General features: G+C 58.6%; 23 protein-coding genes and 1 tRNA gene. 8 read left to right on the top strand and 16 right to left on the bottom strand.

Going from position 1 to position 26,516, the window contains the following annotated elements; all coding sequences use genetic code 11:
- Positions 1-108: 108 nt before the first annotated feature.
- The 3 genes from NX84_RS05545 (at position 109) to NX84_RS05535 (ending at position 1,506) form a co-directional block, all read left to right on the top strand.
- Complete coding sequence (locus tag NX84_RS05545) at positions 109-600, top strand: DUF4307 domain-containing protein (RefSeq protein WP_039674669.1); 492 nt, start codon at positions 109-111, stop codon at positions 598-600.
- A 103-nt stretch (positions 601-703) separates the two neighbouring features.
- Positions 704-1,225, top strand: coding sequence for a transcription elongation factor GreA (gene greA, locus NX84_RS05540; RefSeq protein ID WP_039674666.1), 522 nt, complete (start codon positions 704-706; stop codon positions 1,223-1,225).
- Between the two features lie 47 nt (positions 1,226-1,272).
- The gene (locus NX84_RS05535; RefSeq protein ID WP_039674664.1) at positions 1,273-1,506 is read left to right on the top strand and encodes a hypothetical protein; all 234 of its coding nucleotides are present in this window, start codon (positions 1,273-1,275) and stop codon (positions 1,504-1,506) included.
- Between the two features lie 63 nt (positions 1,507-1,569).
- Here NX84_RS05535 and NX84_RS05530 read toward each other — a convergent pair whose 3' ends face one another.
- The 10 genes from NX84_RS05530 to NX84_RS05485 form a co-directional block, all read right to left on the bottom strand.
- Positions 1,570-3,114 (bottom strand): hypothetical protein, encoded by a 1,545-nt coding sequence (locus NX84_RS05530; protein WP_231913690.1) that lies wholly within the window; start codon positions 3,112-3,114, stop codon positions 1,570-1,572.
- A 276-nt stretch (positions 3,115-3,390) separates the two neighbouring features.
- The gene (locus NX84_RS05525; protein WP_039674660.1) at positions 3,391-4,050 is read right to left on the bottom strand and encodes a DUF3558 domain-containing protein; all 660 of its coding nucleotides are present in this window, start codon (positions 4,048-4,050) and stop codon (positions 3,391-3,393) included.
- Between the two features lie 947 nt (positions 4,051-4,997).
- The gene (locus tag NX84_RS05520) at positions 4,998-6,293 is read right to left on the bottom strand and encodes an HNH endonuclease signature motif containing protein (RefSeq protein WP_039674658.1); all 1,296 of its coding nucleotides are present in this window, start codon (positions 6,291-6,293) and stop codon (positions 4,998-5,000) included.
- 272 nt (positions 6,294-6,565) lie between these two features.
- A complete protein-coding gene (locus NX84_RS05515) occupies positions 6,566-7,372 on the bottom strand; it encodes a Bax inhibitor-1/YccA family protein (protein ID WP_039674656.1) in 807 nt (268 codons plus the stop codon).
- Between the two features lie 320 nt (positions 7,373-7,692).
- Positions 7,693-7,769: transfer RNA gene (locus tag NX84_RS05510), tRNA-Leu, on the bottom strand.
- Positions 7,770-7,822: 53 nt separating this feature from the next.
- The gene (locus tag NX84_RS05505; protein WP_039674654.1) at positions 7,823-8,776 is read right to left on the bottom strand and encodes a Ppx/GppA phosphatase family protein; all 954 of its coding nucleotides are present in this window, start codon (positions 8,774-8,776) and stop codon (positions 7,823-7,825) included.
- 16 nt (positions 8,777-8,792) lie between these two features.
- Positions 8,793-9,341 (bottom strand): DUF501 domain-containing protein, encoded by a 549-nt coding sequence (locus tag NX84_RS05500; RefSeq protein WP_039674688.1) that lies wholly within the window; start codon positions 9,339-9,341, stop codon positions 8,793-8,795.
- 34 nt (positions 9,342-9,375) lie between these two features.
- Positions 9,376-9,846: a septum formation initiator family protein gene (locus tag NX84_RS05495; protein ID WP_039674652.1), complete on the bottom strand. Its 471-nt coding sequence runs from the start codon at positions 9,844-9,846 to the stop codon at positions 9,376-9,378.
- A 156-nt stretch (positions 9,847-10,002) separates the two neighbouring features.
- The gene (eno, locus tag NX84_RS05490) at positions 10,003-11,280 is read right to left on the bottom strand and encodes a phosphopyruvate hydratase (RefSeq protein WP_039674650.1); all 1,278 of its coding nucleotides are present in this window, start codon (positions 11,278-11,280) and stop codon (positions 10,003-10,005) included.
- Between the two features lie 131 nt (positions 11,281-11,411).
- The gene (locus NX84_RS05485; RefSeq protein WP_039674648.1) at positions 11,412-12,203 is read right to left on the bottom strand and encodes a lysozyme family protein; all 792 of its coding nucleotides are present in this window, start codon (positions 12,201-12,203) and stop codon (positions 11,412-11,414) included.
- A gap of 167 nt (positions 12,204-12,370) precedes the next feature.
- On the opposite strand from NX84_RS05485, the gene NX84_RS05480 reads away from it, so the two are divergent.
- Positions 12,371-12,793: a hypothetical protein gene (locus NX84_RS05480; protein ID WP_039674646.1), complete on the top strand. Its 423-nt coding sequence runs from the start codon at positions 12,371-12,373 to the stop codon at positions 12,791-12,793.
- An 8-nt stretch (positions 12,794-12,801) separates the two neighbouring features.
- Here the strand turns inward: NX84_RS05480 and NX84_RS05475 are convergent, their stop codons facing one another.
- A complete protein-coding gene (locus tag NX84_RS05475; protein WP_039674686.1) occupies positions 12,802-13,416 on the bottom strand; it encodes a MazG nucleotide pyrophosphohydrolase domain-containing protein in 615 nt (204 codons plus the stop codon).
- Positions 13,417-13,497: 81 nt separating this feature from the next.
- Between NX84_RS05475 and NX84_RS05470 the strand changes: the two genes are divergently transcribed.
- Complete coding sequence (locus NX84_RS05470; protein WP_039674644.1) at positions 13,498-14,985, top strand: amino acid permease; 1,488 nt, start codon at positions 13,498-13,500, stop codon at positions 14,983-14,985.
- Here the strand turns inward: NX84_RS05470 and NX84_RS05465 are convergent.
- The 5 genes from NX84_RS05465 to NX84_RS05445 form a co-directional block, all read right to left on the bottom strand.
- On the bottom strand, positions 14,982-15,464 hold the full coding sequence (locus NX84_RS05465; protein ID WP_039674642.1) for a hypothetical protein: 483 nt from the start codon (positions 15,462-15,464) through the stop codon (positions 14,982-14,984). The genes NX84_RS05470 and NX84_RS05465 overlap by 4 nt on opposite strands.
- Positions 15,464-19,102: a transcription-repair coupling factor gene (mfd, locus tag NX84_RS05460; RefSeq protein ID WP_039674640.1), complete on the bottom strand. Its 3,639-nt coding sequence runs from the start codon at positions 19,100-19,102 to the stop codon at positions 15,464-15,466. The genes NX84_RS05465 and mfd overlap by 1 nt, the downstream gene beginning before the upstream one ends.
- A 12-nt stretch (positions 19,103-19,114) precedes the next feature.
- Positions 19,115-19,723, bottom strand: coding sequence for a TetR/AcrR family transcriptional regulator (locus tag NX84_RS05455; RefSeq protein WP_039674638.1), 609 nt, complete (start codon positions 19,721-19,723; stop codon positions 19,115-19,117).
- 163 nt (positions 19,724-19,886) lie between these two features.
- Positions 19,887-20,636: a trimeric intracellular cation channel family protein gene (locus NX84_RS05450; protein WP_231913918.1), complete on the bottom strand. Its 750-nt coding sequence runs from the start codon at positions 20,634-20,636 to the stop codon at positions 19,887-19,889.
- Positions 20,637-20,909: 273 nt separating this feature from the next.
- Positions 20,910-22,526, bottom strand: coding sequence for a multicopper oxidase family protein (locus NX84_RS05445; RefSeq protein ID WP_039674633.1), 1,617 nt, complete (start codon positions 22,524-22,526; stop codon positions 20,910-20,912).
- 70 nt (positions 22,527-22,596) lie between these two features.
- On the opposite strand from NX84_RS05445, the gene NX84_RS05440 reads away from it, so the two are divergent.
- The 3 genes from NX84_RS05440 to NX84_RS05430 all read left to right on the top strand — a co-directional run bounded on the left by NX84_RS05440 (position 22,597) and on the right by NX84_RS05430 (position 26,357).
- The gene (locus NX84_RS05440; protein ID WP_039674631.1) at positions 22,597-23,829 is read left to right on the top strand and encodes an MFS transporter; all 1,233 of its coding nucleotides are present in this window, start codon (positions 22,597-22,599) and stop codon (positions 23,827-23,829) included.
- 65 nt (positions 23,830-23,894) lie between these two features.
- Positions 23,895-25,358 carry a bifunctional UDP-N-acetylglucosamine diphosphorylase/glucosamine-1-phosphate N-acetyltransferase GlmU gene (gene glmU, locus NX84_RS05435; RefSeq protein ID WP_039674629.1) on the top strand — a complete coding sequence of 488 codons (1,464 nt, stop codon included), beginning with the start codon at positions 23,895-23,897 and terminating at the stop codon, positions 25,356-25,358.
- A gap of 24 nt (positions 25,359-25,382) precedes the next feature.
- The gene (locus NX84_RS05430) at positions 25,383-26,357 is read left to right on the top strand and encodes a ribose-phosphate diphosphokinase (protein WP_039674627.1); all 975 of its coding nucleotides are present in this window, start codon (positions 25,383-25,385) and stop codon (positions 26,355-26,357) included.
- The last annotated feature ends 159 nt before the right edge of the window (positions 26,358-26,516 follow it).

Here is a 26,516-nt window from a genome sequence, read left to right as displayed (position 1 = left end):
CCAAGACCTCCATGGATTCCGTGTCCAAAAAGACACCGGACTCCATGTCCAAAAACCCTATGGACATAACAAGTTTGTTCTGCTCGAAGGTTGGCTAGAATCAAACTCATGTCTTCCGCTGGTTCTGCTCGTCCTGCCTCCCGTTCCCAGTCCCGTTATGGCTCGTCCCCTAAGAGCACGGGCTCGTGGACGAACCGCGCCATCGTCCTTGTCTTCTTGGCTGCCTTCATTGCCATGGTTGTCTTCGGCGTGCAGTATTTCCGTACTCAGCAAAAGGTCAATGCGAATATTTCCTATGTCTCGCACGAGATTCTTTCTGATGACACGGCCCGAATCTGGGTCGACATTACCCGCAACCGCGTGGAAGAACCCGCATACTGCATTGTCCAGGCCTTCGATTACTCCAAGGCCGAGGTCGGCCGCCGCGAAATCGCCGTCCCCGCTGGCGGTGAGGAAGCCCAGCGCGTGGCTATCGACGTTCCTACGAACCACCGCGCGGTAGCCGGCGGCGCCTACGGCTGCTCCGTCAATATCCCTTCTTACCTGGACATCAGCACCATGGATTCTGTCGAATTCACGGGTGAGGCAACAGATAGCTAAAAGCCCAGCTATGCTAGTATGTTGAGCGTTCTGAATGGGCCGCGCCACCTGCGCTTTTGCACCCATTCTTTTGAGAAATTATCCGTAAACGGAAGGTTGCACCATGGCTGAGCAGCAGAAGCAATACATCACCCCGGAAACCAAGGCCAAGCTCGAGGCTGAACTGCAGGCCCTCATTGACCACCGCCCGGTCGTCGCTGCCGAGATTAACGAGCGCCGCGAGGAGGGTGACCTTAAGGAAAACGCCGGTTACGATGCCGCGCGTGAGATGCAGGACCAGGAAGAGGCCCGCATCAAGCAGATTTCTGAGGTTCTGGCTAACTCCACCACCGAGCGCACCGCCGTTCAGGAGGGCGTAGCCCACATCGGTTCCGTTGTTCACGTCTACTACAACGGCGATGAGGAAGACCGCGAGACCTTCCTCATCGGTACCCGCGCTGCTGCCTCCGATAACAAGGATCTGGAGACCTACTCCGAGCAGTCCCCGCTGGGCGCCGCTTTGCTGGGCGCCGCCGAGGGCGAGACCCGCGAGTACACCGCTCCGAATGGCAAGACGTTGTCGGTCACCGTGGTCTCTGCAGCACCGTATGATTCTGCAAAGGCTGCCACGCCGCGCCAGTCCTAACTTATACTGCTCTACATCACCGTTTTTCTGAGAAAGAGTTCTATCCCATGAAGAAGTTCACTCGTTTCGCCGCTGCCGGTCTGGCCGTCACCGCTGGCCTTACTCTCGCCGCCTGCCACCCGCCGAGCGAGCAGGATTCCGATGAAAAGGTCGACACCGCTGCCACCTTCGAAGGTGAAGCTCCGGGCGCCGGCGCTTCCGAGGAAACCGCAACTGAAACCGTGACCGAGGTTGCCACCGAAGTTGCCCCTGCAACCGCCTCCGAGGTCGTGACCAACTAGATTCACGATGAAGCGGCACCACGATTGTTGTGGTGCCGCTTTTCGCGTTTTAGTCCTCCGGTCTTAATCCCCGTCTCGGGCCCATTCCCCAATCACGCCTGGAAGTACCGCCGGTGATTCTCCCAGCAGGTCACGTTTGTTCGGATCCCGCTCAACCTGCGTAGTCACGGATTTAATCCGCTTCTCATTCTCTCCTCCACGCCCAGCGCCGCCCATCATGGGCATCATACGGATGCCAGCAGCACCTTTCGTCACGTTTGCCCCGGACTTGGCTACCACACTGGCACCGTTATTTCCGGCGCCTCCAACCGCGCCCCCAATAGGGCCAGCGACGGATCCACCAGCACCGCCCGCGCTTGCCGACGCCCTTCCATCCCTCACTCCACCAGACGCCGCCGCTCCTGGTAGTCCGCCAATGACGGGATGCGTTCCCGTCTGCGGCGCGGAAGCAGACGCCCCCGCTCCGCCAAGGCCCGCTGCCGAGGTCAGCGGGTTTTCAGGAATACGACCAAGCGCTCTGTTTATTCCGCTGTTCATGCCGCTGTTGATGCCCCTCGGCATACCGCCTGTCAGCGAACCCGCTGTACTGCCACGGCCTCCCGGCAGCCCCAAGGCTCCCATGCCGGATGCGCCCGCACCCGCGCCACTGCCCAGTCCGGCGGCCGACAGGGCTTGCCCGTTTGCCGCTTGAACGCCACCCACAGGATTCACGGAACTAACCCCTGCGGTGGCTGCTGAGGTGTTCATCTGGGAGGCGTCGATTGGCTCAAGCGCCTCACCGAACCCCAGCTCGCTCAAGATACTGCGACCACGATTGCGCAAATCCGACTGGAACTGTGCAATCTCTGCCGCGTCCATTCCAAGTTCCGAAAGCCCCTTCATCTGTCCATTCGCCGCGTCAAAGGATCCCGGACCAACCTCACCGCTCTCAATCGCCTCTGCAATCTGCTTCGGCCACGTAACTCCGTCAGTGTTGTACTGGGTTCCATCCCCAGCCACCGCTCCGAATTCCGTGCTCACATCGCCACCACCACTGGGCGGGGCTGCATCCATCAGCGCGTGTTGGTACGGCATCGCCATTACAACACCTTCTTGCAGCAGCCCTTGCATATGAAGCAATGCTGCCCTTTCCGCCGCTGCGCGAGTAGCAGGCTCCGGAATAGCCATCACCTCGAAGGCAAGCGCGACCGCCTCTGCCTGGGTACTCATAATGCGGGCTTGCAATCCGAAGAGCTTCTGCTGCATCACTTCGGAATTCGCAATGAAGTGGGTACCAGCTTGCGCTACCTCGCGGATCTTGGCTGCTGCTCTTGTCGTTGGTTCACTGTCATTCTCCGACTCCAACGACGCCGCCGAAGCATGGAGCCCCTCAACGATGTCCCCGACTTCCACACTTAACGTCCTCCAGCGCGCTTGTGCTTCCGATACATCCCAGAATCTCGTTGTAAACAAATCCGAGGCCAACCCCATAATCGAAGCACCTGGGTCGACGACCGGCATCGTGAACCCGAATGGGCTGTACCCCGGGTCCGGCTGCTCCACGATGGGCATGGCTTCTGCCCCACCGCCACCTCCAGCGTCCGGAACGTCGAGCCCACGACTATTCAATTCATCCTGCGATTCGAAGCCAGCTAGCTCGGTTTGAAGTGTGTCAGCCAGCCACGCAACCTGAGAGTTAAAGCCCTGCAACGAGTTCTGGGCTGACCCCGGATCGTTTGTTAGAACCCGCTCATGGATACCGCCAACATCCCGCACACCGATAACGGGAGAAAACCCACTATTCAAAGGCGAATTAGCAGTTCCCACTGCTGAATTAAGCTGCTCGGATAAAGTCTTTATACCCGACACCTGGGCCAATAAATTAATCTGATTAATTTGCATATTTCATCTTCCTTTAATTAGTCGAACTAAAATCATTTCACCAAATTCACACCGCTGGACTTCTCTCGAAACCGAGGCTCCCCCACTTGCATTCAAGATGATGGTTCCCCCTCTTGTCTCCAAATACAAGGTGCAAAACAACTTCCCGTAAGTTGGGTCGCCAAATGCGATAGCGGCAATCTCGTTCCCCTCGTAAATACGACCAAATTCCTGCCGATTCTCAATATCCCCAATCGTACGGTCCGTTACCCCCAAACCAACAAAACTCTTGCCGCCACTCTCTGTTTCGAACTGAAATCCACAGTGAGATATCCCTGTTTCGCGGATGCGTGACGGCATTCGCTCACGAAACCCAAAAGCATGTAAATATGATGCCGGAATTTCAGAGCACGGATCAAACAAGTCAAAATCGGGAGAAGCTTTGTCAAAATTTCCTAACGGCGGCAACACCCCGTCGGCAGCCTCACTTTCCCTCTCCCCCATGGCGGTGGCATCAGCGACCCCCGAGTCCACTGAGCCACCGCCGTCCCTAACATCAGAGAAATTGTGAGAACCCCCGGTGCCGTCGCCATGAGAACGAACACTCAGACCCTGCAGCGATACACAGCTTGATAGCACCCCTACACAAGCTGTGACCAGCACAAGGCCCCCGATTCGCTTCATGGTTTCCCTTCTCAACCAATCTCTCTGACTTTTCGAAGCCACCTTCCGGAGCGGGCTCCGTGAGCGGCTTCGGAAACAAGGATGCACGAAAAGCCACGGGCTGTCTCGACGAAACTTGTGACTAATTTAAGATTTTGCTTAATCGGCAAGACTTATCAACAAATGCTATTAGAAGTTTGGCAAATAGATACTGGCCAGACACTGTGACGCAGGCAACCTTGTTGTCAGAAGAATAAGCTAGATCTAATTTGAAAAATTTGGATCGGGTACCCCCGAATTACAATAATGAAAGTAGATGACCTGGGATTTTTCGGTAAGAATTCTATACATACATTTTCCCCGGGACGGGGCTTACTGCACGCAATGTCATTCACTGTCAGCGGCCGGGAGATTCGTGGTTTATGCCAAGCAAATTATCGAAAATGTTCACTAAACGATTACGGAAAAATCGCCCGCGCATCGACTTAAATGACCATTAATCAGCCTAAAAATATCCAATTCGGCATCTATACGGGCCACCCTTCTACTCGTCGGAGTTTTCGACGAAACTGAAGAACTCTGCCGCCACGACTAGGCGACAAGCCAATGTCCACCTGAGCATTGCTGATTGGGAAACTTCGCCTCACTCTGAGCTACACGCCGGTGTCTGTCGTCGTGTGGAACGACGATTCGTGCTCCCTTCCCCAAAATGCGCTCACCCTATCTCGTCGTCTGCGACGACGAATGAAACTCATTATTGCGACAAGCAATCGCACCGCCGAGTCTCGTCCTCTATGGCGACGAAGAAGCTTTGTACTGGGGCAGTCAATCGTTTCGTCGTCGTCGTTTCTAACGACGACGGGCAGAACGCCGACACCCCATGCCTCTGACAATGTCGCCGGATTCCTAGCTACTCATCTTCGTCGTCGTTTAGTTCGACGAACAAGTCCCCTGTTGCCATACTCCCTCTAGAAGGGAATATCGTCACCGTTAGTATTGTCGCGGTCTGCGGGGTCGGTCATATCAAAGACTTCCACGATTTCACCGTTGTCCAACTCCACCTTCAACGCCCTGGCATCTTCATGCATCTTTGCTCGGTGTGCCATAACATCCTCAGCAATACTCCGAGCCCACCTGCGCATCGAGGGTGCAAGCGGTCCTGTAGCTTGCGTGGTCACCCAACTGCCATCAGCTAGCAACCACACCACATCACCGGTGACCGGATCCAAAATATAAAAGGCCCTGCCCTCGGTCTTCATATTGTGATGACGCTGGCACAAACACACCAAATTATCCGGATGCGTTGGCCCACCCTCGGCATAATTAATCCGATGATCCAACTGACACATCCACGCTGGCACATCACACCCCCCAGCCCGACACGTCCCATCACGGCCTTCAACATACTTACGCACAAAATCCGACGGACGATAAGAATCAGACGCGTTAGGCACCTGGCTTAAATCCCGCTCAACCACCTTGGCTGCTGGTATATCCTCACCACGCCACCCATGGCCCTGCACAAAGACCGGTACCCCCTCCACATCAGATGCCTTATAGGTATGCACTACCACTTTTCCAACCTCCGGCTCCACTGCGCCTGATAGCAACAGCACCATGGCATCTGCCATGGAGACCTCATGTTTTCTGGCGGTTTCTTTAATCAGCTCATGGATGACCACACCCACAGTGGAATCAACCTCTAGCTCAAGAAAAGCCCGCTGGCCCCGAGTGAGGATGGAATACCGGTTCTTCTTACGCGTATCACGAAATGCTACTGAATCATCTAATACTTTGGCGATATCGCGCACCCGGCGCCGAATCTGACTCGCTGTGGGAAACACCTGATTAGGCCGCTTCGGTACAAACCAGCGCGAAAGCTTCTCATCAATTTCTGCCACCACTCTCCTGGTCGGATGCCCCAGCTTGGACATCACCTCATCAATAGCCACCAACGACGCCATATCCAACAACGCTTTAGAATCCTGCAACTGCTTGACCTTCGGTAACTCCTCAAGCCGCAGAACCCCCATCACATTCTTCGCCACCTGCCTAGCCGTCTTAGCAGTCTTGACCGAAAGCTTCATCACCTCACTATCAGAATCAGCCTCCAAAGCCGGAAGATTATGTAACCAAAACTCGTACTCCGCGCGCCGCAGAAACATCCCCGCAACACATATCGGATCATCAGGATTCGAATGAGAAAAATACGCCAACGGAACAGAAGAAGAAGAAGTAGTTGTTGTTGTTGTGGTTGCCACCATAAGTGACCCACCCCCTAAATACTAGAAAATACGAACATGCTTTCTAGCACCAACACTACCCAACCGCCCCGACACCACACCAGACCCCACAACACACCACCAAACCTAGACCAAAACAACACACCCATTCGAACACACTCTTGCCAACACCACATATAGACGGCGAATTATCAAACACCCCACACCACACTGTGACAAACACCACAAAAGGAACCGGCGGCCAACACCAGTTATGGTGCCAGCCGCCGGCTATATAAGGCGTTGGTTAAGAACTAATCCCTGAAGTAGCTCAGCAGACGCAGAATCTCGGTGTAAAGCCAGACCAGGGTCACGGCCAGGCCAAGGGCGATACCCCAGGCGTACTGTGCCGGAGCACCCTGACGAATGAGACGGTCAGCCTGGTCAAAGTCGGTCATGAAGGACAGGGATGCCAGGACGATGCAGACCAGGGAGAAAATGATGGCCAAAGCGCCACCGTCACGGAGCGGATTGAAGCCGAAGAAGATAGCGCCCAGGAAATTTCCCAATGCCAAGACGGCAACACCGGCAATGAGTCCGAACATAATCTTGTTGAACTTCGGGGTCACCTTCACTGCACCGGTCTTGTAGACCATGAGCATGCCGATGAAGACGCCGACTGTACCCATAATGGCTTGGCCAATGAGAGCCATACCATCAGAATTGCCAAAGGATACGCCAGCGAACAATAGCGAGAAACCACCGACAAAGAGGCCCTCGAATACGGCGTAAATCAGAGTCACGGCGGCAGAACCGAACTTCTTGCCAAACGTCGACACCAGGACGGTAATTAAACCACCGATGGCACCAACCAAAGTCAGAATCATGGCCAAGCCCGGGTTAAACAGCTCACCGATGCAGAAGTTAAGGACAGCCATCACGATGATGACGGCCAAGGTGATACCAGTCTTGGTCACCACGTCATCAACAGTCAGCGGGCGGTCGGCACTACGGGTAGCTTCGTTAAACGGGTTGTCGCTCTGACCAAACGGGTTGCTCTGAGTCTGGTTCTGGTTTTGGCTGGATGAGAGGGAACTCATGACGGGGTTGCTAGAACGCACGTGAATCCCGATTCCTTTCACAGTCTTGCTCAATAAAGACGGCCCCATAAGGGCCGCCATGTTCATGTTCTCACTAGTTCCAACGCACTCGATTGCTAGGAAGTTCCCAAAAATCCCAAACTTTGCAAAATATTCTTAAAGAGAGGCGTCGCGAAGCACTGTGCTTGTCGACGCCTCCCCTACCGCACATCGGCCACACACCTCGTAGCCTGCACTGATAACAACGTATAGCTCAGCACTTTTAAATGGACACTTTTTGGACACTCTTGCGCCAAATTGGCCACTTTCGCCAACGTTTCCGCTGGTCATGGCGCCCCCAGTGGTGCCCCCAGTGGGACTCGAACCCACACTGAATCGATTTTAAGTCGACTGCCTCTGCCGATTGGGCTATGGGGGCCTAACCGTGCCCATTTATTTTAGGGCACGGGTCCTCGCACACTAGATATTGGGTCAGGCTGTAGCGAGGCCGGCAATAATTCCGTCAAGAATATCCTTCTCGCTGATGAAGAAGGAGCGGGCGCTACTGTTGCGCTCAATCATGGTCATGATGCCTTCGACAGCGACACATCCACCACCGATGACATCCGCGCGGCCTGGGTGAATGACCGGATTGAGGGCGCGCACGTCCGAGGCCAGACCAATCATTTGACGGGTCAGCACGCGCAGAGCGTCGAAGCGCAGCTCAGAGCCATGGATGGAGTCGGCGTCATAACGCTCCATTCCCTGGGCAAGGGCGGACAACGTGGTGAACGTTCCGGCACAGCCGACGAAGGTGACGGCCTTGTCGATGGGCACGATTTTCTCCACATCGGCCATGCGCTCAGCGACGTAGTCGGTGGCGATCTCGATTTCTGCTTCAGTTGGCGGATCGCTGCGCATCATGCGCTCGGTGAGACGAACACAGCCCATCTGGGCGGAGTGAGAGCCAAGGATCTCACCGTCGATAGTGCCGACGACGAACTCGGTTGAGCCGCCGCCCAAATCAATGACGCAATAAGGGCCCTTCTCCGAGCTGAGGTCCGCCACAGCGCCGCTAAAGGACAACAGGGCTTCCTCCTCACCGGAGATAATTTCCGCGCGGGCGCCTGGCTGGATCTGGCCGAGAAGCTCCGCCGTCATGTCAAAGAAATCGCGGTGGTTCTTGGCATCACGCGTGGCCGAGGTAGCCACCATGCGCACGCGCTCAACCTTTTCGAACTTCATCTGCTTGACGTACTCCTCCAAGGCAGCGCGAGTACGCGCGAGGGCCTCCGGAGCGAACTCGCCGGTAGCATCGACGCCTTGACCAAGGCGAACAATTTCCATCGTGCGGGAAATGTCCCGAATCTTTCCATCGTCTTGAATCTCACTGATGAGCAGACGAATGGAGTTGGTTCCGCAGTCGACAGCAGCGACGCGAGTCATAGGTCAAGCCTTTCTGTTAACCGGCGTTAGAAAAATCAAACTGGGCCATATCAATGCCCAAATCCCCCACGGTAGGCCACTCATCAGGAATGGCGCTGCCACGAAGTTTACCGTGCTCGGCTGCCATTGCGACGGCTTCCGTGCCGAAACGTACGCGGTCCGGGCCTTCAGCCAAGGCATACGCAATCAGCACGTGGAGGCACTTCACACGCTCTGGCATACCGCCACCGGAGAATTGCGTACCGAGATCTTCCATCTCGTTGCGAGTGGCCAGGTAGTGCTCGTGAGCAGCCAGATAGTCCTTCTGCAGGGTCTCATCGTCTGCGAGGCGCTGTTCCATCCACTTCATGACGTGGGCGACTTCCAGGCGCGAAGCTTCGGCCGTCAGGCGCGGGTCGGTGAGGTAGTAGAGAGTGGGGAACGGGGTGCCGTCGGGAAGCTTGGGCGCAGTTTTAATCACTGCGGGCGCTCCGTCGGGGGTGCGGTAAGCAATGTCTACGACGCCGCGCGGGGTGCGGCCAAGTTGTTCGCGGACAACGTCAAGATCAGCATCGGTCACGGTCATGGCAACCATTGTGACACGGCGACTGTGATGAGTCCTATTCCGATTCGGCAACGGAGTCCCACAGCACGGTGTACCACTCGCGCTCATCAATGTCTTCGCGGTGCTCTGAGGTCACGGTGTCACCGGAATCCATGCGCGGATCCATGATTCGGAAGGCGGTTTCGCCTTCGTCCATGACGCCGAAGCGGCGGCGGGCCTCTTGTTTGATGTACTCGTCCGAACGATACTTATCGATTTCCGCCAAGAGCTTGTCCTTGTGCTCTTGCTTGGCTGCGATGGAGCTTTCCAGGCGGGCAATTTCGGACTGGCCGTTGTAGTAGTTGCGCAGCGGCACGGCGATGGTGAGCAAGACGACGAGTACCACCGCGATGATAACGCCTACCCCAAGAATATCGAGGCCCTTTGGTTTCTTCGGGCGCTTCGGGGTTTTGTGGGCATCGCGGGCACGCGTGTGGACCGGAACAGTGTTCCGGCGCTTCGTGCGGGTAGGGGTAGTGCGTGCCATCGGAGAGTAAGTCTAGCTATCAACCGCCAGGGTTCGGGACGGCGCGCGTGGGAGTCACAAAAATAACAGGTGTCACGCCAAAGGCGCCACAGTTTCCTGTGACGCCTTTAAACGTGGCCCACAATCACGGGGCACAATGAAGCTTCGGAGAGGTGATTAACCCTGGAAGCGCGGGAATGCGGAGCGGCCGGCGTAGACGGCGGCGCTGCCCAGTTCCTGCTCGATGCGCAGAAGCTGGTTGTACTTGGCAACGCGCTCGGAACGAGCCGGAGCACCAGTCTTGATCTGGCCACAGTTCAGTGCAACTGCAAGGTCAGCAATGGTGGTGTCCTCGGTTTCGCCGGAGCGGTGGGACATCATGGTGCGGTAGCCGTTGCGGTGAGCCAGCTCGACAGCATCGAAAGTCTCGGTGAGGGTACCGATCTGGTTGACCTTCACGAGCAGGGCGTTAGCTGCCTTCTTGTCGATGCCCTCCTGGAGACGTGCCGGGTTGGTGACGAAGAAGTCATCACCAACGATCTGGACCTTGTCGCCGATGGTCTCGGTGAGCTTGGTGTAGCCCTCCCAGTCATCCTCCTGCAGCGGGTCCTCGATGGAGACGATCGGGTAGTTGACAATGAGGTCCTCGTAAACCTTGGCCATCTCTTCAGCGGTGTGCTCGCCGCCCTCGAAGTGGTACTTGCCATCCTTGTAGAACTCGGAGGAAGCCACGTCCAGTGCCAAGGCAATGTCCTTACCCGGCTCGAAGCCAGCCTTCTTGATGGCCTCAACGATGAGGTCGAGTGCGGCCTTGGTGGACTCCACAGACGGCGCGAAACCACCCTCGTCACCCAGGCCGGTGGACAGGCCCTTGTCCTTGATGACGGACTTGAGCGCATGGTAAACCTCGGCACCTTCACGCAGTGCCTCGCCGAAGGACTCCGCGCCGATCGGAGCAATCATGAACTCCTGGACGTCAACGCCGGAGTCCGCGTGGGAGCCACCGTTGAGGATGTTCATCATCGGGACAGGCAGAACGTGAGCGTTCGGGCCACCAATGTAGCGGTAGAGCGGCAGGCCGGCAGACTCAGCGGCAGCCTTGGCTACAGCAATGGAAACGCCGAGGATAGCGTTAGCGCCAAGGCGGGACTTGTTCTCCGTACCGTCAAGCTTGATGAGCGCTTCGTCGATGAGACGCTGGTCATCAGCCTCGAAGCCAGCGATCTCGTCGGTGATTTCTTCGTTGACGTTTTCAACTGCCTTGAGCACACCCTTGCCCAGGTAGCGCTCACCGCCGTCACGCAGCTCGTGTGCCTCGTGAACACCGGTGGATGCGCCAGATGGAACACCGGCGACACCGCGCGCACCATCGTCGAGGAAAACCTCAGCCTCAACAGTCGGGTTACCGCGGGAATCAAGAATTTCGCGTGCCATTACGTGGATGATGTCAGCCATGCTGCTTTCACTCCTATAGAACCAAATTGAGTGTGGTTTTGTGCTTCGGGAGGGCTCCCAAATCACCTGCTGCCCATTGTTCCAGAAAAGTTCGGAACATGTCGGGCATAACCGGACAACGTGACAAAGATCTAGGAGGTTGCCGGCTGCTCGATCGCGTAAGAATTGGCAGCACCCGCCACTTTACGCAAATAATCCTCGGATTGGTTGTAGTTGAGAATCGCCGAGCGCCACCCTTCCGGGGTAGCAAGGTCCCGATCACCATGACACAACAGGGCGGCGGCACCGAGGGCGGCGTCGTCGATTTGATTGGGGTCTGCCACGCCATCGCCGTTGGCATCACGCCCCAGATGATTCCACGAGGAGGCGATGAACTGCATGGGGCCTACCGCGCGATCAAACTCGACATCGCCATCAATCGCCCCACCATCACTGTCCGGTACCAGCGTGGTGTTGTTAGTCCCATCCAGAGGAATGCCCACAATGGGTGGGTCAGGATAGCCATTCTCATCCAGAGAAGACCGATGAAACACATTGCCGTTATACGTGCCATGGCGGGTTTCTACCCAACCGATGCCAGCAAGGGTGTTCCAGCGCAGGTGACAGTTAGGCCAAGCCGTCTTCGCAATAAGTTCGGCGTTGCCATAGGCGCGCAAGGCCTGTTCGGGGATGCTCGTGGAGTCCTTCAGCTGGTCCGACCACCACGTCAATTTATCGGATGTGCGCCCAGGCGCCTCAACATCAATCGCTGGCACCTCTGCCCCGCCAATAGGCGGCAAGTCTTGGGGAACAGGCTCGAGCTGACGGAAGGGCGAAGGTTTGTCCAGAAAGGACAAACTCCAGCCCACGAGGGAAATAATAAGAATGATGGCCAAGACGATACCGAGGCCGCAGCCCCCGATTCTCCTCAGCCCCTTGGTCATAGGCAGGGATACTACAGCGCACCTTTACGGTCAGCCCGGAACGACACAGAACGGTAAAAATTATGTCACAGTGTTCCCATGCGTAACATTGTGCGCTACACTACGCCATTGAACGGCTCGCCGAGCCGGGAAAAGTGCTGTTCTCTATTCACAATTCAAGGAGATCCATGTCCATCCGCCGTATTGCCGCCACCGCTGCCGCTGTTGTCACCCTCGGTGCTGCTGTTCCTGCCACCGCATCCGCTGCTTCCCTCGAGGAGCTCGGCGGCTTCCTGTCCCAGGGCATCCAGACCGCTGACTGCGACACCCTGCGCAACACCCTGACCCTCATTGATAAGACCACCGAGGGCGATCTGCTCACTGAAAACACCACCCGCAACCAGCTGTCCAAGAATCTCACCGCCCTCGGCGCTTCCGAGGACCTCGGCCCGCTGGCGCTCGTCGCTGTGAAGTACGCCGGCCAGACCGCTGACCGCGCCCTCGAGTGCAAGATCGTTAAGGAAGACACCCTCGTCACCGGTGGCACTGGCCTGTCCTCCAAGATTGCGGACTACGCCCCGCTGCTGTCCTCCGTTCTGAAGCAGAGCTAGAAGCTCACTTAACGGTTCTCGCGGGCTTTCCCCTCAGCCCACAGGCGCTCCTGCTCCTCTACCCCAACGACGTCCTCTGTACCGTCAAACAGGTAGGGCGCGCGGGAGCGCATTTTTGTCACAAAGGACGCTGCGACATCATCCAAGGTGAAAGCACCTCTTCGCGCGGCAATCTCTGCGTGAAAAAGAACTTGGAGAAAAACGTCTCCTAGTTCTTTGAGAAGCTCAGCGTCAGACGCGCCTTCCCTCACCGCGTCAGCAAACTCTGCGGATTCTTCAGCCAGGTAGGGCAATAAGGTGTCATGGGTTTGATCGCGCTCCCACTCACCGATGCTGCGAGCCCTCGACATGACCTCCCGCGCCTGCCACAGAGGGTCGTCGAGGGAAGGGGCGAGGATGAGGTCATGGGAGGCGTCGAGAAGCGCCCGCACCTCGGGGTCAGACGCATTCGTGCTTACCAGCACACCTTTGCCTTCTGGATCCTCACCGCACAGTAGCTCGTCGAAGTTCCAGCGCACCTTTACCGGCACTTCATCGGTAAAAGCAGCAGGTCCAAACAGCTTTCCATGGGCTTCCATGGGGATCATTGTGGGCCAACGCGGATCGAGCAACAGGACAGTCATAAGCACCGAGTATAGAGCTCGACCTGAATGGATAATCGCCACAGTTGCGCATAAACCCGCCATAAGGGGTACTTTTGACCAATGACCTCTTCATCACTCACCGAATCGCCGCGCACGCACTCCGTGACGCTGTGGACGCTCGTTGCGCTCATCATCGGTTCCACGGTGGGCGCCGGCATCTTCTCTCTGCCGCAAAACATTGCCTCCGTGGCCGGACCCGGCGCCATGCTGCTGGGTTGGCTCATCGCGGGCATCGGCATGCTCTCTGTAGCTTTCGTGTTCCAGATTCTTGCTCACCGCAAGCCACACCTCGACTCCGGTGTGTACTCCTACGTCCGCGCCGGCTTGGGTGACTTCATTGGCTTTACATCTGGCTGGGGCTACTGGCTAGGTTCCGTGATGGCGCAGGTAGGCTACGCCACCCTATTCTTCAACACCATCGGCCACTACGTGCCCTTCTTCGATGCGGACCATCAGTGGGTCTCCGCCATCGCGGTGTCGCTGTTGTCATGGGGCATCTTCGCCGTTCTGGCCCGCGGTATTAAGCAAGCAGCCATCATGAACATGGTGACCTCGGTGGCCAAGATTGTGCCTATCCTTGCCTTTATCGTCATCCTGGTCTTCGTGGGCTTTAGCTGGGATAAGTTCACTCTGGACTTCTGGGGCGAGCGCTCCGATAAGTCCGTCTTTGAGCAGGTACAGGGCATCATGCTCTTTACCGTGTGGGTCTTTATCGGTGTAGAGGGCGCTTCGGTGTACTCCAAGCAAGCCCGTACCCGCAAGGACGTCGGCCGCGCGACAGTGATTGGCTTTGTCAGCGTTCTGGCACTTCTGGTGTCCGTCTCCACCTTGAGTTTCGGCGTGCTTACTCAGGAGGAGCTGGCAGCACTGCCGGATAACTCCATGGCCTCCGTCCTCACCGCTGCGGTGGGACCATGGGGCGGCGCGCTCGTCTCCCTGGGCCTATGCCTGTCCGTGCTGGGCGCGTATGTGTCCTGGCAGATGCTGTGCGCGGAGCCGATTGTTCTCATGGCTGTCGACGGCCTCATCCCCCGCAAGATTGGCACCGTCAACGTTGCCGGCGCGCCGTGGGTCGCGCAGCTGATTTCTACTTTGGCGATTCAGCTCTTTGTCATCGTCTTCTTCCTCAACGAAACCTCGTATAACGCCATGGTGCAGCTGGCCACCATCATGTACCTGCTGCCCTACATTTTCTCCTCGCTGTACTTGGTTCTTCTCACCGTGCGCGGAAAGGGGCTTACCCACCCACATGCTGGTGTGAAGTTCGATCTTTCCGGGCCTGAGGTAGGACGCCGCGATAATCGCCGTCACTTCTTCATCGGCCTCGTTGCCTTCATCTACTCCCTGTGGCTCATCTACGCTGCCGATCCGGTCTACGTACTCCTCGGCGCGCTTGCCGTTGTTCCAAGCATGATCCCGTACGTGGCTACCCGCTTGTACAAGAAGGAGCGCGTGTTCAATACCTTCGAGTGGTGTGTGGTGGCGATCGTGATTATCGGCGCCATTGCTGCCGTGTGGGGATTGAGCACCGGCAAGCTCGTTCTCTAAAACACCGGCGGCTGTTGGCGGTGAGATTTCACCGCATAAACAATGCAGCTCACTAGCCACAGCACGTGGCCAACAGCACTGATGCCGAGAAATAGCATGCCGGTAATCGTGGCTGCGTCCTCGTTGCCGAACCACCAAGCGGGGACAGCGCTAGGGCCAATATCGCCAAAATCCGGAAGATTGGCGCAGCCGATGATAAATCCGGTGAAAACCATGGCTAGCCCGGTCCATGCCCACGCCAGGTTGCTGTCGTAGTCCCTGAGAATAAACAGCGGGAGAAAGCCGATGAGCATCCACACTCCTAGGGGCACCACCCCACCCAACATCAGCATGACGGCGTACCAGCCTGCATTCCCGCTCACAAACTTCAGCGCCAACACCACAGGAATGCTCACCAGCGCCGCGACAATCCACACCACCAACAGAGCTATTCGTGAGTTAGAGCGCGGCTTCACACTAGGGCTGTTGGTGGCATCCACTACTTTTCTCCTACGCTAATGACGTTCTTCTTCGTCTTAGCACCGCTGACGTCGACTCGCTCGAGTTCAAACATCGATGCTAGGAAATCTGCCATCCACTGGAGAAGTTCAACGTCACGCAGCTTGGGGTCCGTGACGTTGCGCCCGGCCTTGGGGAAGTTGAGCTGGATGGCCTTGGCGGCCGCACGGTAGTTTGAGCCTGGGAAGAGGCGCTTGAGGCGCACCTGCTTGGAATCCGTGAGCTCCACCGGGTGGACCTTGATGCGTGTTCCCTGCACGGTGATGTCGGCGACACCAGCCCGGCGCGCCTGGTGGCGCAAGCGGGCCACAGCCAGAAGGCGTTGCACCGGCTCCGGGACAGGACCGTAGCGATCCTCCATCTCCTCCACAGTGTTCTGGAGGTCCGCATTGTCCTTGGAGGCTGCGAGTTTGCGGTAGACCTCGAGGCGCAGGCGTTCGGAGTTGATGTAGCTTTCTGGAATGTGGGCGTCGACAGGCAAGTCGATACGGATCTCCTTCGGCCCCTCGTCCGTAACGATAGGGGCCTCTCCCCTAGCAAGCGCCTTGAAGGTCTCCACAGCCTCGCCCACGAGGCGGACGTAGAGATCAAAGCCCACGCCAGCGATGTGGCCGGATTGCTCAGCGCCGAGCACGTTGCCGGCTCCTCGCATCTCCAGGTCCTTCATGGCCACGGCCATACCGGCGCCGAGGTCGTTGTTCTGGGCAATGGTGGCCAGGCGGTCGTAGGAAGTTTCTGTGAGCGTGGCGCCCTTCGGGTAGAGGAAATAGGCGTAGCCACGCTCACGGGAGCGGCCCACGCGCCCGCGCAGCTGGTGCAGCTGGGACAGACCCATGTGGTGGGCGTTTTCCACGATGAGGGTATTCGCATTAGCGATGTCTAGGCCTGTTTCCACGATGGTGGTACAAACCAGTACGTCGAACTCGCGATCCCAGAAGCCTTGGACGGTCTGCTCGAGAACTTCCTCGTTCATCTGGCCGTGGGCCACCACGATGCGGGCTTCTGGCACGAGATCACGCAGTTCACGGGCTTTTTTCTCAATGTCCGCAACCTTGTTGTGGATGAAGAAGACCTGACCGTCACGCAGTAACTCGCGGCGGATTGCAGCTGCAACCTGCTTATCTTCGTAGGCCCCCACATAGGTCAAGACCGGATGGCGGTCCTCCGGTGGCGTCAAGATGGTGGACATCTCGCGGATACCCGCCATGGACATCTCCAAGGTACGGGGAATCGGAGTTGCGGACATGGTGAGGACGTCCACACTCGCCTTGAGCGCCTTGATGTGTTCCTTGTGCTCCACGCCGAAGCGCTGCTCCTCATCCACCACGATGAGGCCTAAGTTCTTCCACTGCACGCCTGTCTGCAGCAGGCGGTGAGTACCGATGACGATGTCCACGGAACCATCCGCCAAGCCAGCCAGGATCTCCTTGGATTCCTTGGCCGAGGTAAAGCGCGAGAGCACCTCGATGTCTACGGGGAATCCTTGCATGCGCTCACGGAACGTATCGGCGTGCTGCTGCGCCAGCAGCGTGGTAGGTACGAGCACTGCGACCTGCTTGCCGTCTTGTACCGCCTTGAAGGCAGCGCGCACCGCCACCTCAGTCTTGCCATAACCCACGTCACCGACGACGACGCGGTCCATCGGCACTGAGGATTCCATGTCTTCCTTGACGGCATCAATAGCCAGCATCTGGTCTTCGGTTTCGACGAAGGGGAAGTTATCCTCCATCTCCGCCTGCCAAGGAGTATCGGGCCCAAATTGGTGACCGGGTGCGGCTTGGCGCTTGGCGTAGAGCTCTACCAGCTCACCAGCGATTTCGCGGACGGCAGCGCGCGCCTTCTTCTTGGTGTTCTTCCAATCCGAGCCGCCCATTTTAGACAGCGTTGGTGCCTCACCACCGGTGTACTTGCTCAGCAGGTCCAGCGAGTCCATGGGAACCCACAGCTGGTCGGCGGGCTGACCACGCTTGGAGGCGGCATATTCGAGAACGATGTACTCGCGGCGCGAGGTCTCGTCACCGGTCTGGATGGTGCGCTCGGCCATCTTGAGGAATTTGCCGATGCCATGTGTTTCATGCACCACGTAGTCGCCCTGCTTAAGTGCCAGCGGATCGACGCGGTTGCGACGCTTTGCTGGGCGACGTTTCGCGCCCGCAATATCGCCCACGCGGTTACCCGTCAGGTCCGTTTCTGTGACCACGACGAGCGGAAGCGCTTCAGCGTCCTTAAGCTTGCGTACCTTGGGGAAAACCAGGCCAGCATGGCTCAGTGCTTGATAGAGCGTGACTTCACCGGGGCTAGGCTCCCATCCAGGAGTAGCGACCTTGGTGGGAATCCCCTTCTCTGCAAAACGCTCCACCATGCGCTTGATAGCGCCCTGGGCAGGAGCGATGAAAGCTGCCCGCCCGCCCGCGGTGGTGTGGGCCAACAGCTGCGCCATCATGGCATCGATCTGCTCAATATCGCCACGCGGTGTGGGGCCAGGTTCATAGTCGAGCGGCAAGGTCTCCGATTCCGCAGCGGCAAACATACCTGGGGGCGCAAAGGTCCACAGGGGAGCCTCAATCTGCGCGCACGTGGCCTCCAAGGACTCATAGGAGCGATAACTCGACGCCTCCGTGTCCAGTCCCTCCGCAGCCAACGGGCCATCTGCACCCATGGCAGCGGCTTCCCAGCCGGCAGCCAGGAACTCGGCGTCAGTGGATTCCAAGTCTGCGATACGAGTACGGATCTTCTCCGGTGCCACGAGGAGCACGTGTGTTCCGGTCGGGAGGAGTTCGGGGAGGGTGACAAAGGGGGCGTCGGCAAGCACGGCCAACAGCGCCTCCATACCTTCAGCCGGGATGTGTTCACCGACCTTTGTAAGCAGCTCAGCCAGTGCCGCATTGCCGCCAAACTTTTGCGCTAGGTCGCGAGCCCGTGCGGCCACCTCATTGGTGATGGGAAGCTCGCGCGCAGGGTAGATGGCAACTTCCCCGACCTCAATCTCCTGAATAGCTCGCTGGTCCGCTACGGAGAACTGGCGGATATCCGTAATCTCATCGCCCCAAAACTCGACACGTACCGGATAGTCGGACGTCGTGGGAAAAATATCGAGGATGCCGCCACGCGTCGCGTACTCTCCGCGCTTCGCCACCATGTCTACGTGCCTATACGCGCGAAACTCCAGTTCAGAGACGATAGTTGAGAACTCGTGTTCTTCCTCTTCTTTGAGGAAAATCGGCGCACGGCCCTCCACCTTACTGAGGATGGGCTGGCAGTATCCGCGCGCTGAGGTCACCACGACTTGGGCCTTGCCCGCACCAACTAGGTCGAGGACTTGGGCGCGCTTGCCGACGATATCCGGGGCCGGCGAGAGCCGCTCATGAGGCAGCGTTTCCCACGCGGGGAAATAGGCAACCTTGTCTCCTAGCAACGCGGTGAGCTCCGCACTGAGATCCTCGGCCTCGCGTCCCGACGCTGCCACAACAAGGACGGGCGCATGGTGGGCCAAGGTGCCGATGGCCCAGGGCCGGGCCTGATCGATGCCCGTGATATGTAGAGATTGCGTACCTACCTGGGCGGCAAGGCCTTTGAGTTTGGGATCGGAGGCGGCTACCTTGAGCAGTCCTCCCAGCATCGGAGTTGCCACCTACTCATCTCCCTTCAACTTCGGTGCAGCTTCCATTCCGGCCAAGCCATTCCAGCACAAGTTCACGATGTGCGCGGCAACCGTCTCGCGGGAAGGCTCGCGCTCATCCAACCACCATTGGGCCGTGGTCGCCACCATGCCCACCAACGCCTGGCCGTAGAGCACAGCAAGCTCGGGGTCGAGCCCACGGTGTTCAAAGGCCTCTCCCAAAATGTGGGCAATCTGATTCACTGCGGTGTTCAGCAGCGTGGAGAAACTCCGCTCATCGCCCGGCTTGGAATCACGCACCAGGATGAGGAAGCCATCAGTCTCCTCGTCCACATAGGTCAACAGCGCCACCACGCCGCGCTCAATACGCTCACGCCAGGAGCCTTCTTGCAAGGACTCAGTGACCACCTTTTCCAAGGCCACCAGCTCACGGTCAATGACCACTGCGTAAAGGCCTTCCTTGCCACCGAAGTGCTCGTACACCACCGGCTTGGACACACCTGCGCGCGCGGCGATCTCCTCTACGCTGGCGCCATCGAAGCCAAGCTCCGCGAAGGCCGCCCGGCCAATGGAAATCAACTGTTCACGGCGTTCACGGCCGGTCATCCTTTGTCGAACCATGCCCCTACTCTATCTCCCCCGCCGGACATGACCCGCACTCCCGGCTAAAGCTGGCATGTGTTTAGGACTCTCGGACCCCGTCAGGTAACATGTCCTCCAGCGCTCATAACGTGCGCGCTGTTTCCCCATGGTGTAATCGGCAACACTACGGTTTTTGGTACCGTCATTCTAGGTTCGAGTCCTGGTGGGGAAGCTTTTTGTGTTTTCTACGGCCACGGCGAAAGCCCTTCAGCTCAGCCTTTTTCGCAATCGTCGCCACCTGTGCGGCGGTGTAGTTGAGAGGAGCTATCCCGGCTCGCGGAAGTACCCATCCACGCCAGTAGGCTAGGATGGCCAAGCCGCATCCAACAAAGGGCGAAATAATCATGCCGAGGGCAAACTTGTCGAAGTGCGCGAAAGACGCCATCACTATTCCGGTAAGCACTGCTGGCACTGCATAGAGCGGGCTTCCGCCAAAGACTGAAGGAATCATTCCGGAGGCAACATCGCGCACCATGCCACCGCCTACTGCGGTCAGGACACCTAAGAAAACGCAGGCGATAAAAGGCATTCCATACGCCAGTGCCTTCACACAGCCGGTCGTGCACCACACTCCCAAAATGACAGCATCCGCGTGCTCACGGAAAATTTCCCAAGCCTTGCCCTTCAAGTCAATCAAGAACGCAATGAGAGCGCCTACCCACGCGAGCGTGAGATACAGCGGATCGGAGATCGCCGCGGCTGGGCCACTAGCAATGAGCATGTCACGAATCATGCCGCCCGCCAGCGCCGAAAAGAGCGCGAGGAAGACAAAACCAATGATGTCGAATTCCCTGCGGCGCGCAATCGTGCCGCCGATGATGCCGTTGAGTACCACTCCGATGAGGTCAAAGACTTGGTACAGGGATTGGATGAGCGGGTCGATGTCCTGAATCACACATACCGACCCTAGCGTAAGGCGAGAAGCCTGATGATGGCTTTCCTATTTAGTCAGAGATGAAAGGCGACTCACGCTGGTCGCTGATCCTGACCGTGAATCATCGGTTTTTCGTGACCAGCGTGGTTCGGCTTTTAGGGTTGCCCTTCTGATAACAGCGCACACACCTGAAAAACACCGAGCACAAACCGATACCAACGACAATCTCGTGGAGACCCCTCGCCACAGCCTGCAGCGGGCAGGCCGTGCCGCGTGAAAGAAAATGGGGCGCTAGGACGTAGCCTCCGGCGACGCATAGGGGCTGCGCGAAGAGTCCACGACCTGGCTGGCGTGCCCAGCGTGGCCGGCAGCGTCCTTGTCAAAGACAAGTGCGCCCGGTTTCACGCGCACGTCGGGTTTCTCGCCTTTGTCCACAATGACGTACTGCCCCATCATGCCTTGGTCCTCATGCAGGAGCATGTGGCAGTGGTACATGTACGGGATGGTCTTGTCCGGGAAGTGGCCAAACTCCACCAGCAGGCGGGCGGTGGCCTTCGGCGGGAGGTTGACAATGTCCTTCCACCCGGAATTGAAGACTTTCATCTTCTCATCGCCGTCCCAGTCCACGACTTTGAAGCGGGCGTTGTGGATGTGGAAGTTGTGCGGCCAGTCGGAATTTTCGTTGGTGACGGTCCACAGTTCTCGTGCGTCCTCGTCGATGACGGTATCGACGCGGGCCATGTCCATCTGCTCACCGTTGATCATGAAGGTGTTAAGGATGAACTCGCGCTCCGTCAGGCCCGCGGTGGATGGGGTCTCCCCCGCAGCGGGATCGAGCGTAGCTGGCAGCGCCGCCGGTTCCGGAGCGGACTCTTCGGGACCGACAATGGTGAGCAGATCGAAGGAATCCCGGAAGCCGAAGTCAGCGGCGTTATCGTCAGTAGGCACACCAAAGTTGTCCTTGCGGGGAACCGAGCGCAGCTGGATATCCTTGCCGGGCTCCAGGTCCACGATGACCTCGGCACGCTCGCCGGGGCCGAGGAGGAGGGAGTCGACTTCGACGGGGGCGTCGAGAAGCCCGGCGTCCGTCGCAATCACGTGGAAGGGCTTTTCCCCTACCTCCAGCGTGTAAAAGCGCATGGAGGCACCGTTGAGCAGGCGCAGTCGAACCCGGCGCGTCGTGGCCTCAAAGCGGGCGTTAGTAATACCGTTGACTAGGGGCGTCGTGCCCAAAAGGCCCAGGGTGTTGTCGCTTTTCTCATCGAACTGGTCATCCTCGGTGAACTTGGCATCCATGATGACCACGGGGATATCGTCCACGCCATACTCGTGCGGCAAGTCGAGGCCGTCAGAGACGTCATCGTCAATGATGAACATTCCTGCCAAACCGCGGTAGGCATGCGTGGCCGTCGCCAGGTGCGGGTGCGGGTGGTACCACACCGTGGCAGCAGGTTGGATGATGTCCCATTCCGGCTTCCACGTGTCACCGACCTGAATCGGCGAGTGTGGGCCGCCATCGGAGTACGCCGGAAGCTGCATGCCGTGCCAGTGCACGGTGGTCATCTCAATGAGGTCATTGGTGATTTCGGCACGGATTTTATCCCCACGGTGGGCACGCAACGTCGGCCCCAAGAAGGGCCCATTGAAGCCCCACGTGCGCGTGCGGTCCTTTCCGGGAAGTACCTCCGAGTGGCCGTCTTGGGCCGTGAGCTTGATGACTCGGGTGTCGCCTTCCATCGTGCCCTCTTCTACGGGCGGGATGGGAAGTGCGCGGGGTTCGCCGTCGTAGCCGAGCGGCGCGGGTTGGTCAGACGACGTGGAGCAGGCACTAAGCCCGGCGACGGAGGCACCAGCGATGGTAAGGACAGTTCCCTGGACAAAGACGCGACGAGACACAGAGACAGGCATGCATCCCAGGATAGGTGGTCAGGCACACCTTAACCTTCGTATTGGCCTGGCCGGGCATAAGATCACAGTCATGTCTCTCCCCGCGAAAGAATCCGCCAATGCCCGGAAGTTTGTGTGGTCTAACGGCCTCCAGGGCGTGGGTGATCAGCTCCTGTCTGGTAAGACCGTCCTGCCCTGGCTCTTTAGCGCTGCTGGTGTACCGGGATTTTTCACTGGTCTCCTCGTGCCGTTGCGGGAGTCCGGCTCGATGCTTCCGCAGGCCGCGCTTACTCCGTGGGTCACCTCGCATCCAGCACGCAAGCGCCTATGGCTGCTGGGCTCAGTGGGCCAAGGCGTGTGTGCAGCGATCATTGCGGCGGCCGCCGTGCTTCTCGACGGCCCCCTCCTCGGCCTCGTCGTCTGCCTCGCCCTGGCTGTGCTCGCGCTTCTGCGTGCACTGTGTTCCCTCACCGGCAAAGACGTCCAGGGCCGCACCATTTCGAAGGGCAGCCGCGGTCTAGTCACCGGCCGCGCAACGCAGCTAGGTGGTGCAGTCACGCTCATCACGGGTGGAATCCTGGCCTTCCTGGGTGAGCTACCGCGCTGGGGGCTCGCCGTTCTCTTGGCCATTGGTGCGGCCACGTGGTTTATGGCCGCAGCGGTCTTTCGCACCATTGAGGAACCCGTGCCAGACAACACCGCCCAGCAGGGCATGAACACCAGCTGGTGGAAGGACACGTGGCAGCTCTACACCCAGGACGCCCGCTTCCGCAGCTTCGTCAACGTCCGTGCACTGCTGTTGGTTTCAGCGTTGTCGACGTCCTTTATTGTCGTGCTCTCCCACAGCGTCGGCTCCCAAGCACTAAGCGGACTCGGTGGCTTCGTCCTCGCCTCCGGTTTAGCCAGCCTGGTGGGTGGGCGCGTATCGGGTGTCCTCTCAGATAAGTCTTCCCGACTGGTCATGTCCTGGTCCGCGGGATGTGCCGCGGTGATTCTGCTGGCGATTGTGGCCTGCGCGGCGTGGGCGCCGGCGTCGATAAGCGCGTGGGCTCTACCCATCGGATTCTTCCTGGTAAACCTGGCGCACGCCGGTATTCGCGTGGCCCGTAAGACGTATGTTGTGGACATGGCTGGCGAGGACAAGCGCACCCGCTACGTCGGTGCTGCGAACACGATGATGGGTGTCATTCTCCTCATCGTCGGTGGCATCTCAGCCGTCATTGCGCTGGCGGGACCGTCCGCGGCTATCCTCTTCCTAGCTATCGTTGGTCTGCTCGGTGCGTGGCGGGCGCGCGCTCTTCCGGAGGTTTCTGACGGAAAGTAGCGCGGGCGCGTTATGATGAATCGCAGTAAGTCCTGACACCCCAAACACAGGAGACGCACACACTCGTGGCTGAAACAACCGACTGCGCCGCCATCGTCCTTGCTGCCGGCGCGGGCACCCGCATGAAATCCTCAACCCAGAAGACTTTGCATGAGATTGGCGGGCGGTCACTGCTCGGCCATGCACTCCATGCTGCAGCCGGGGTACACCCGGAGCACCTTGTGGTCGTCGTAGGCCACCAGCGAGACCAGGTCTCCCCCGCCGTCGATTCCATTGCGGAGGAGCTTGACTGCGAGGTATCCCAGGCCGTCCAGGAAGAACAGAATGGTACCGGCCATGCTGTGCAGTGTGGTCTGAGTGCCCTGCCGGATTTCACCGGCACCGTTATCGTCACCAACGGTGACGTTCCGCTCCTGTGCCCGGAAACCCTCCGCGAGCTGCATGAGAGCCACACCAGCCAAAGCAATGCCGTGACTGTACTGTCCATGACCCTGGAGGATCCAACCGGCTACGGCCGTGTCCTGCGCGCTGAGGATGACTCCGTGACCGCCATCGTGGAACAGAAGGATGCCTCCGAGGAACAGCGCGCGGTGCGCGAGGTGAACTCTGGAGTGTTCGCGTTTGATGGCGCCGTGCTGCGCGACGCCCTCACCAAGCTCAACTCTGACAACGCCCAGGGCGAGCTCTACATCACCGACGTGCTGGAGATTGCCCGCGAGGCTGGCCACCGCGTTGGTGCTCACGTGGCTGCTGACCCCGATGAGCTTTCTGGTGTCAACGACCGCGTACAGCTGGCTGCGGCTGGCCGCCTGCTCAACCGCCGCATGGTGGAAAAGGCCATGCGTGGCGGCACCACCATCGTTGACCCGGAAACCACCTGGATTGGGGTAAACGTCACCATTGGCCAGGATGTCACCATCCACCCCAACACCCAGCTGTGGGGCGCAACCACCATCGCCGATGGCGCCGAAGTGGGCCCCGATACCACCCTGACAAACATGCAGGTTGGTGCCGGCGCAAGTGTCGTGCGCACGCACGGCTTTGACTCCGTTATTGGTACAGACGCCACGGTTGGCCCCTTCACCTACATCCGCCCCGGTGTCATCGTGGGCCAGGAGGGCAAGCTGGGCGGCTTCGTAGAGGCCAAGAAGGCACAGATCGGTCGTGGCACCAAGGTCCCGCACCTCACCTACATCGGTGATGCCACCGTCGGTGACTACTCCAACATCGGCGCCTCCTCTGTCTTCGTGAACTACGACGGAGTCAATAAGCACCACACCACCATCGGCAGCCACGTACGTACGGGCTCCGACACCATGTTTATCGCTCCTGTCACCGTGGGTGACGGTGCCTACTCTGGGGCGGGTACAGTGATTAAGGACGACGTTCCCCCAGGAGCACTCGCCGTCTCCGGCGGCAAGCAGCGCAACATCGAGGGCTGGGTCCAGAAGAAGCGCCCGGGCACGCCAGCGGCTGAGGCCGCGGCACAGGCTCAGGACGCTCCGGCTGATGACCAGACCACTAACTAACAACACGTAAAGGGATATTTTCTGATGACTGGCAAGGTTACCGGCAGCAGCAAGAACATGAAGCTCTTCACCGGGCGTGCGCACCCGGCGTTGGCAGAAGCTGTGGCCAAGGAGCTCAAGACTGAACTGGTTCCGACCACCGCCCGCGACTTCGCCAACGGCGAAATCTTCATCCGCTTCGAGGAGTCGGTACGTGGTGCCGACTGTTTCGTGATGCAGTCCCACTCCCAACCGCTCAACAAGTGGCTCGTGGAGCAGCTCATCATGATTGATGCGCTCAAACGCGGTTCCGCCAAGCGCATCACCGCCATCCTGCCGTTCTACCCTTATGCCCGCCAGGACAAGAAGCACCTTGGCCGCGAGCCCATTTCCGCTCGCCTCGTTGCTGACCTGCTGGCTGCTGCTGGCGCTGACCGCATTGTGTCCGTGGACCTGCACACTGACCAGATCCAGGGCTTCTTCGACGGCCCGGTCGATCACATGCACGCCATGCCGATCTTGACGGACCACATCAAGAAGAACTACTCGCTGGATAACCTCGCAGTGGTTTCCCCCGATGCCGGCCGCGTCAAGGTGGCAGAGAAGTGGGCCCACGAGCTAGGTGACGCCCCACTGTCCTTCGTCCACAAGACCCGTTCTAACACCGAGGCCAACAAGACGGTGTCCAACCGTGTTGTCGGTGACGTGGAGGGCAAGGACTGCGTGCTTCTCGACGACATGATTGACACCGGCGGCACCATCGCCGGCGCGGTTCGCGTCCTCAAGGAAGCTGGCGCTAAGTCCGTCATCATCGCCTGCACCCACGGTGTCTTCTCCGATCCGGCCCGCGAGCGCCTCTCGCAGTGCGGCGCTGAGGAAGTCATCACCACCGACACCCTGCCGCAGTCCACCGAGGGCTGGGACAACCTCACGGTGCTGTCCATTGCCCCACTACTGGCGCGCACCATTCATGAGATTTTCGAGAACGGTTCCGTTACCACGCTCTTCGAAACCCACTAAATTTGGTTCGACGACAGCGCTGCTGTTAAAATCTTGTGCGTCTCGGCGAGGGAGAAATCCGTTATCGACGCGATAGCACAAGTTAAGCAGTGAATCTAGAATTAAGCCTGCGATGACTCGTCCAAGACGTCCATCGGCAGGCTTTTGTCGTATCTATAC

The sequence above is a fragment of the Corynebacterium minutissimum genome, from assembly GCF_000805675.1.
Lineage (GTDB): Bacteria > Actinomycetota > Actinomycetes > Mycobacteriales > Mycobacteriaceae > Corynebacterium > Corynebacterium minutissimum.
This window is presented reverse-complemented; position numbering and strand designations above follow the sequence as displayed.

Coding starts and splice junctions, on each gene's coding strand:
- NX84_RS05525 (WP_039674660.1), bottom strand. CDS start 4,050: ATGAAGCGAATCGGGGGCCTTGTGCTGGTCACAGCTTGTGTAGGGGTG.
- NX84_RS05485 (WP_039674648.1), bottom strand. CDS start 12,203: ATGACCAAGGGGCTGAGGAGAATCGGGGGCTGCGGCCTCGGTATCGTC.
- eno (WP_039674650.1), bottom strand. CDS start 11,280: ATGGCTGACATCATCCACGTAATGGCACGCGAAATTCTTGATTCCCGC.
- NX84_RS05440 (WP_039674631.1), top strand. CDS start 22,597: ATGTCTCTCCCCGCGAAAGAATCCGCCAATGCCCGGAAGTTTGTGTGG.
- NX84_RS05535 (WP_039674664.1), top strand. CDS start 1,273: ATGAAGAAGTTCACTCGTTTCGCCGCTGCCGGTCTGGCCGTCACCGCT.
- NX84_RS05505 (WP_039674654.1), bottom strand. CDS start 8,776: ATGACTCGCGTCGCTGCTGTCGACTGCGGAACCAACTCCATTCGTCTG.
- NX84_RS05500 (WP_039674688.1), bottom strand. CDS start 9,341: ATGACCGTGACCGATGCTGATCTTGACGTTGTCCGCGAACAACTTGGC.
- NX84_RS05455 (WP_039674638.1), bottom strand. CDS start 19,723: ATGGTTCGACAAAGGATGACCGGCCGTGAACGCCGTGAACAGTTGATT.
- NX84_RS05545 (WP_039674669.1), top strand. CDS start 109: ATGTCTTCCGCTGGTTCTGCTCGTCCTGCCTCCCGTTCCCAGTCCCGT.
- NX84_RS05470 (WP_039674644.1), top strand. CDS start 13,498: ATGACCTCTTCATCACTCACCGAATCGCCGCGCACGCACTCCGTGACG.
- greA (WP_039674666.1), top strand. CDS start 704: ATGGCTGAGCAGCAGAAGCAATACATCACCCCGGAAACCAAGGCCAAG.
- NX84_RS05430 (WP_039674627.1), top strand. CDS start 25,383: ATGACTGGCAAGGTTACCGGCAGCAGCAAGAACATGAAGCTCTTCACC.
- NX84_RS05495 (WP_039674652.1), bottom strand. CDS start 9,846: ATGGCACGCACTACCCCTACCCGCACGAAGCGCCGGAACACTGTTCCG.
- NX84_RS05475 (WP_039674686.1), bottom strand. CDS start 13,416: ATGACTGTCCTGTTGCTCGATCCGCGTTGGCCCACAATGATCCCCATG.
- NX84_RS05520 (WP_039674658.1), bottom strand. CDS start 6,293: ATGGTGGCAACCACAACAACAACAACTACTTCTTCTTCTTCTGTTCCG.
- NX84_RS05480 (WP_039674646.1), top strand. CDS start 12,371: ATGTCCATCCGCCGTATTGCCGCCACCGCTGCCGCTGTTGTCACCCTC.
- NX84_RS05445 (WP_039674633.1), bottom strand. CDS start 22,526: ATGCCTGTCTCTGTGTCTCGTCGCGTCTTTGTCCAGGGAACTGTCCTT.
- mfd (WP_039674640.1), bottom strand. CDS start 19,102: ATGCTGGGAGGACTGCTCAAGGTAGCCGCCTCCGATCCCAAACTCAAA.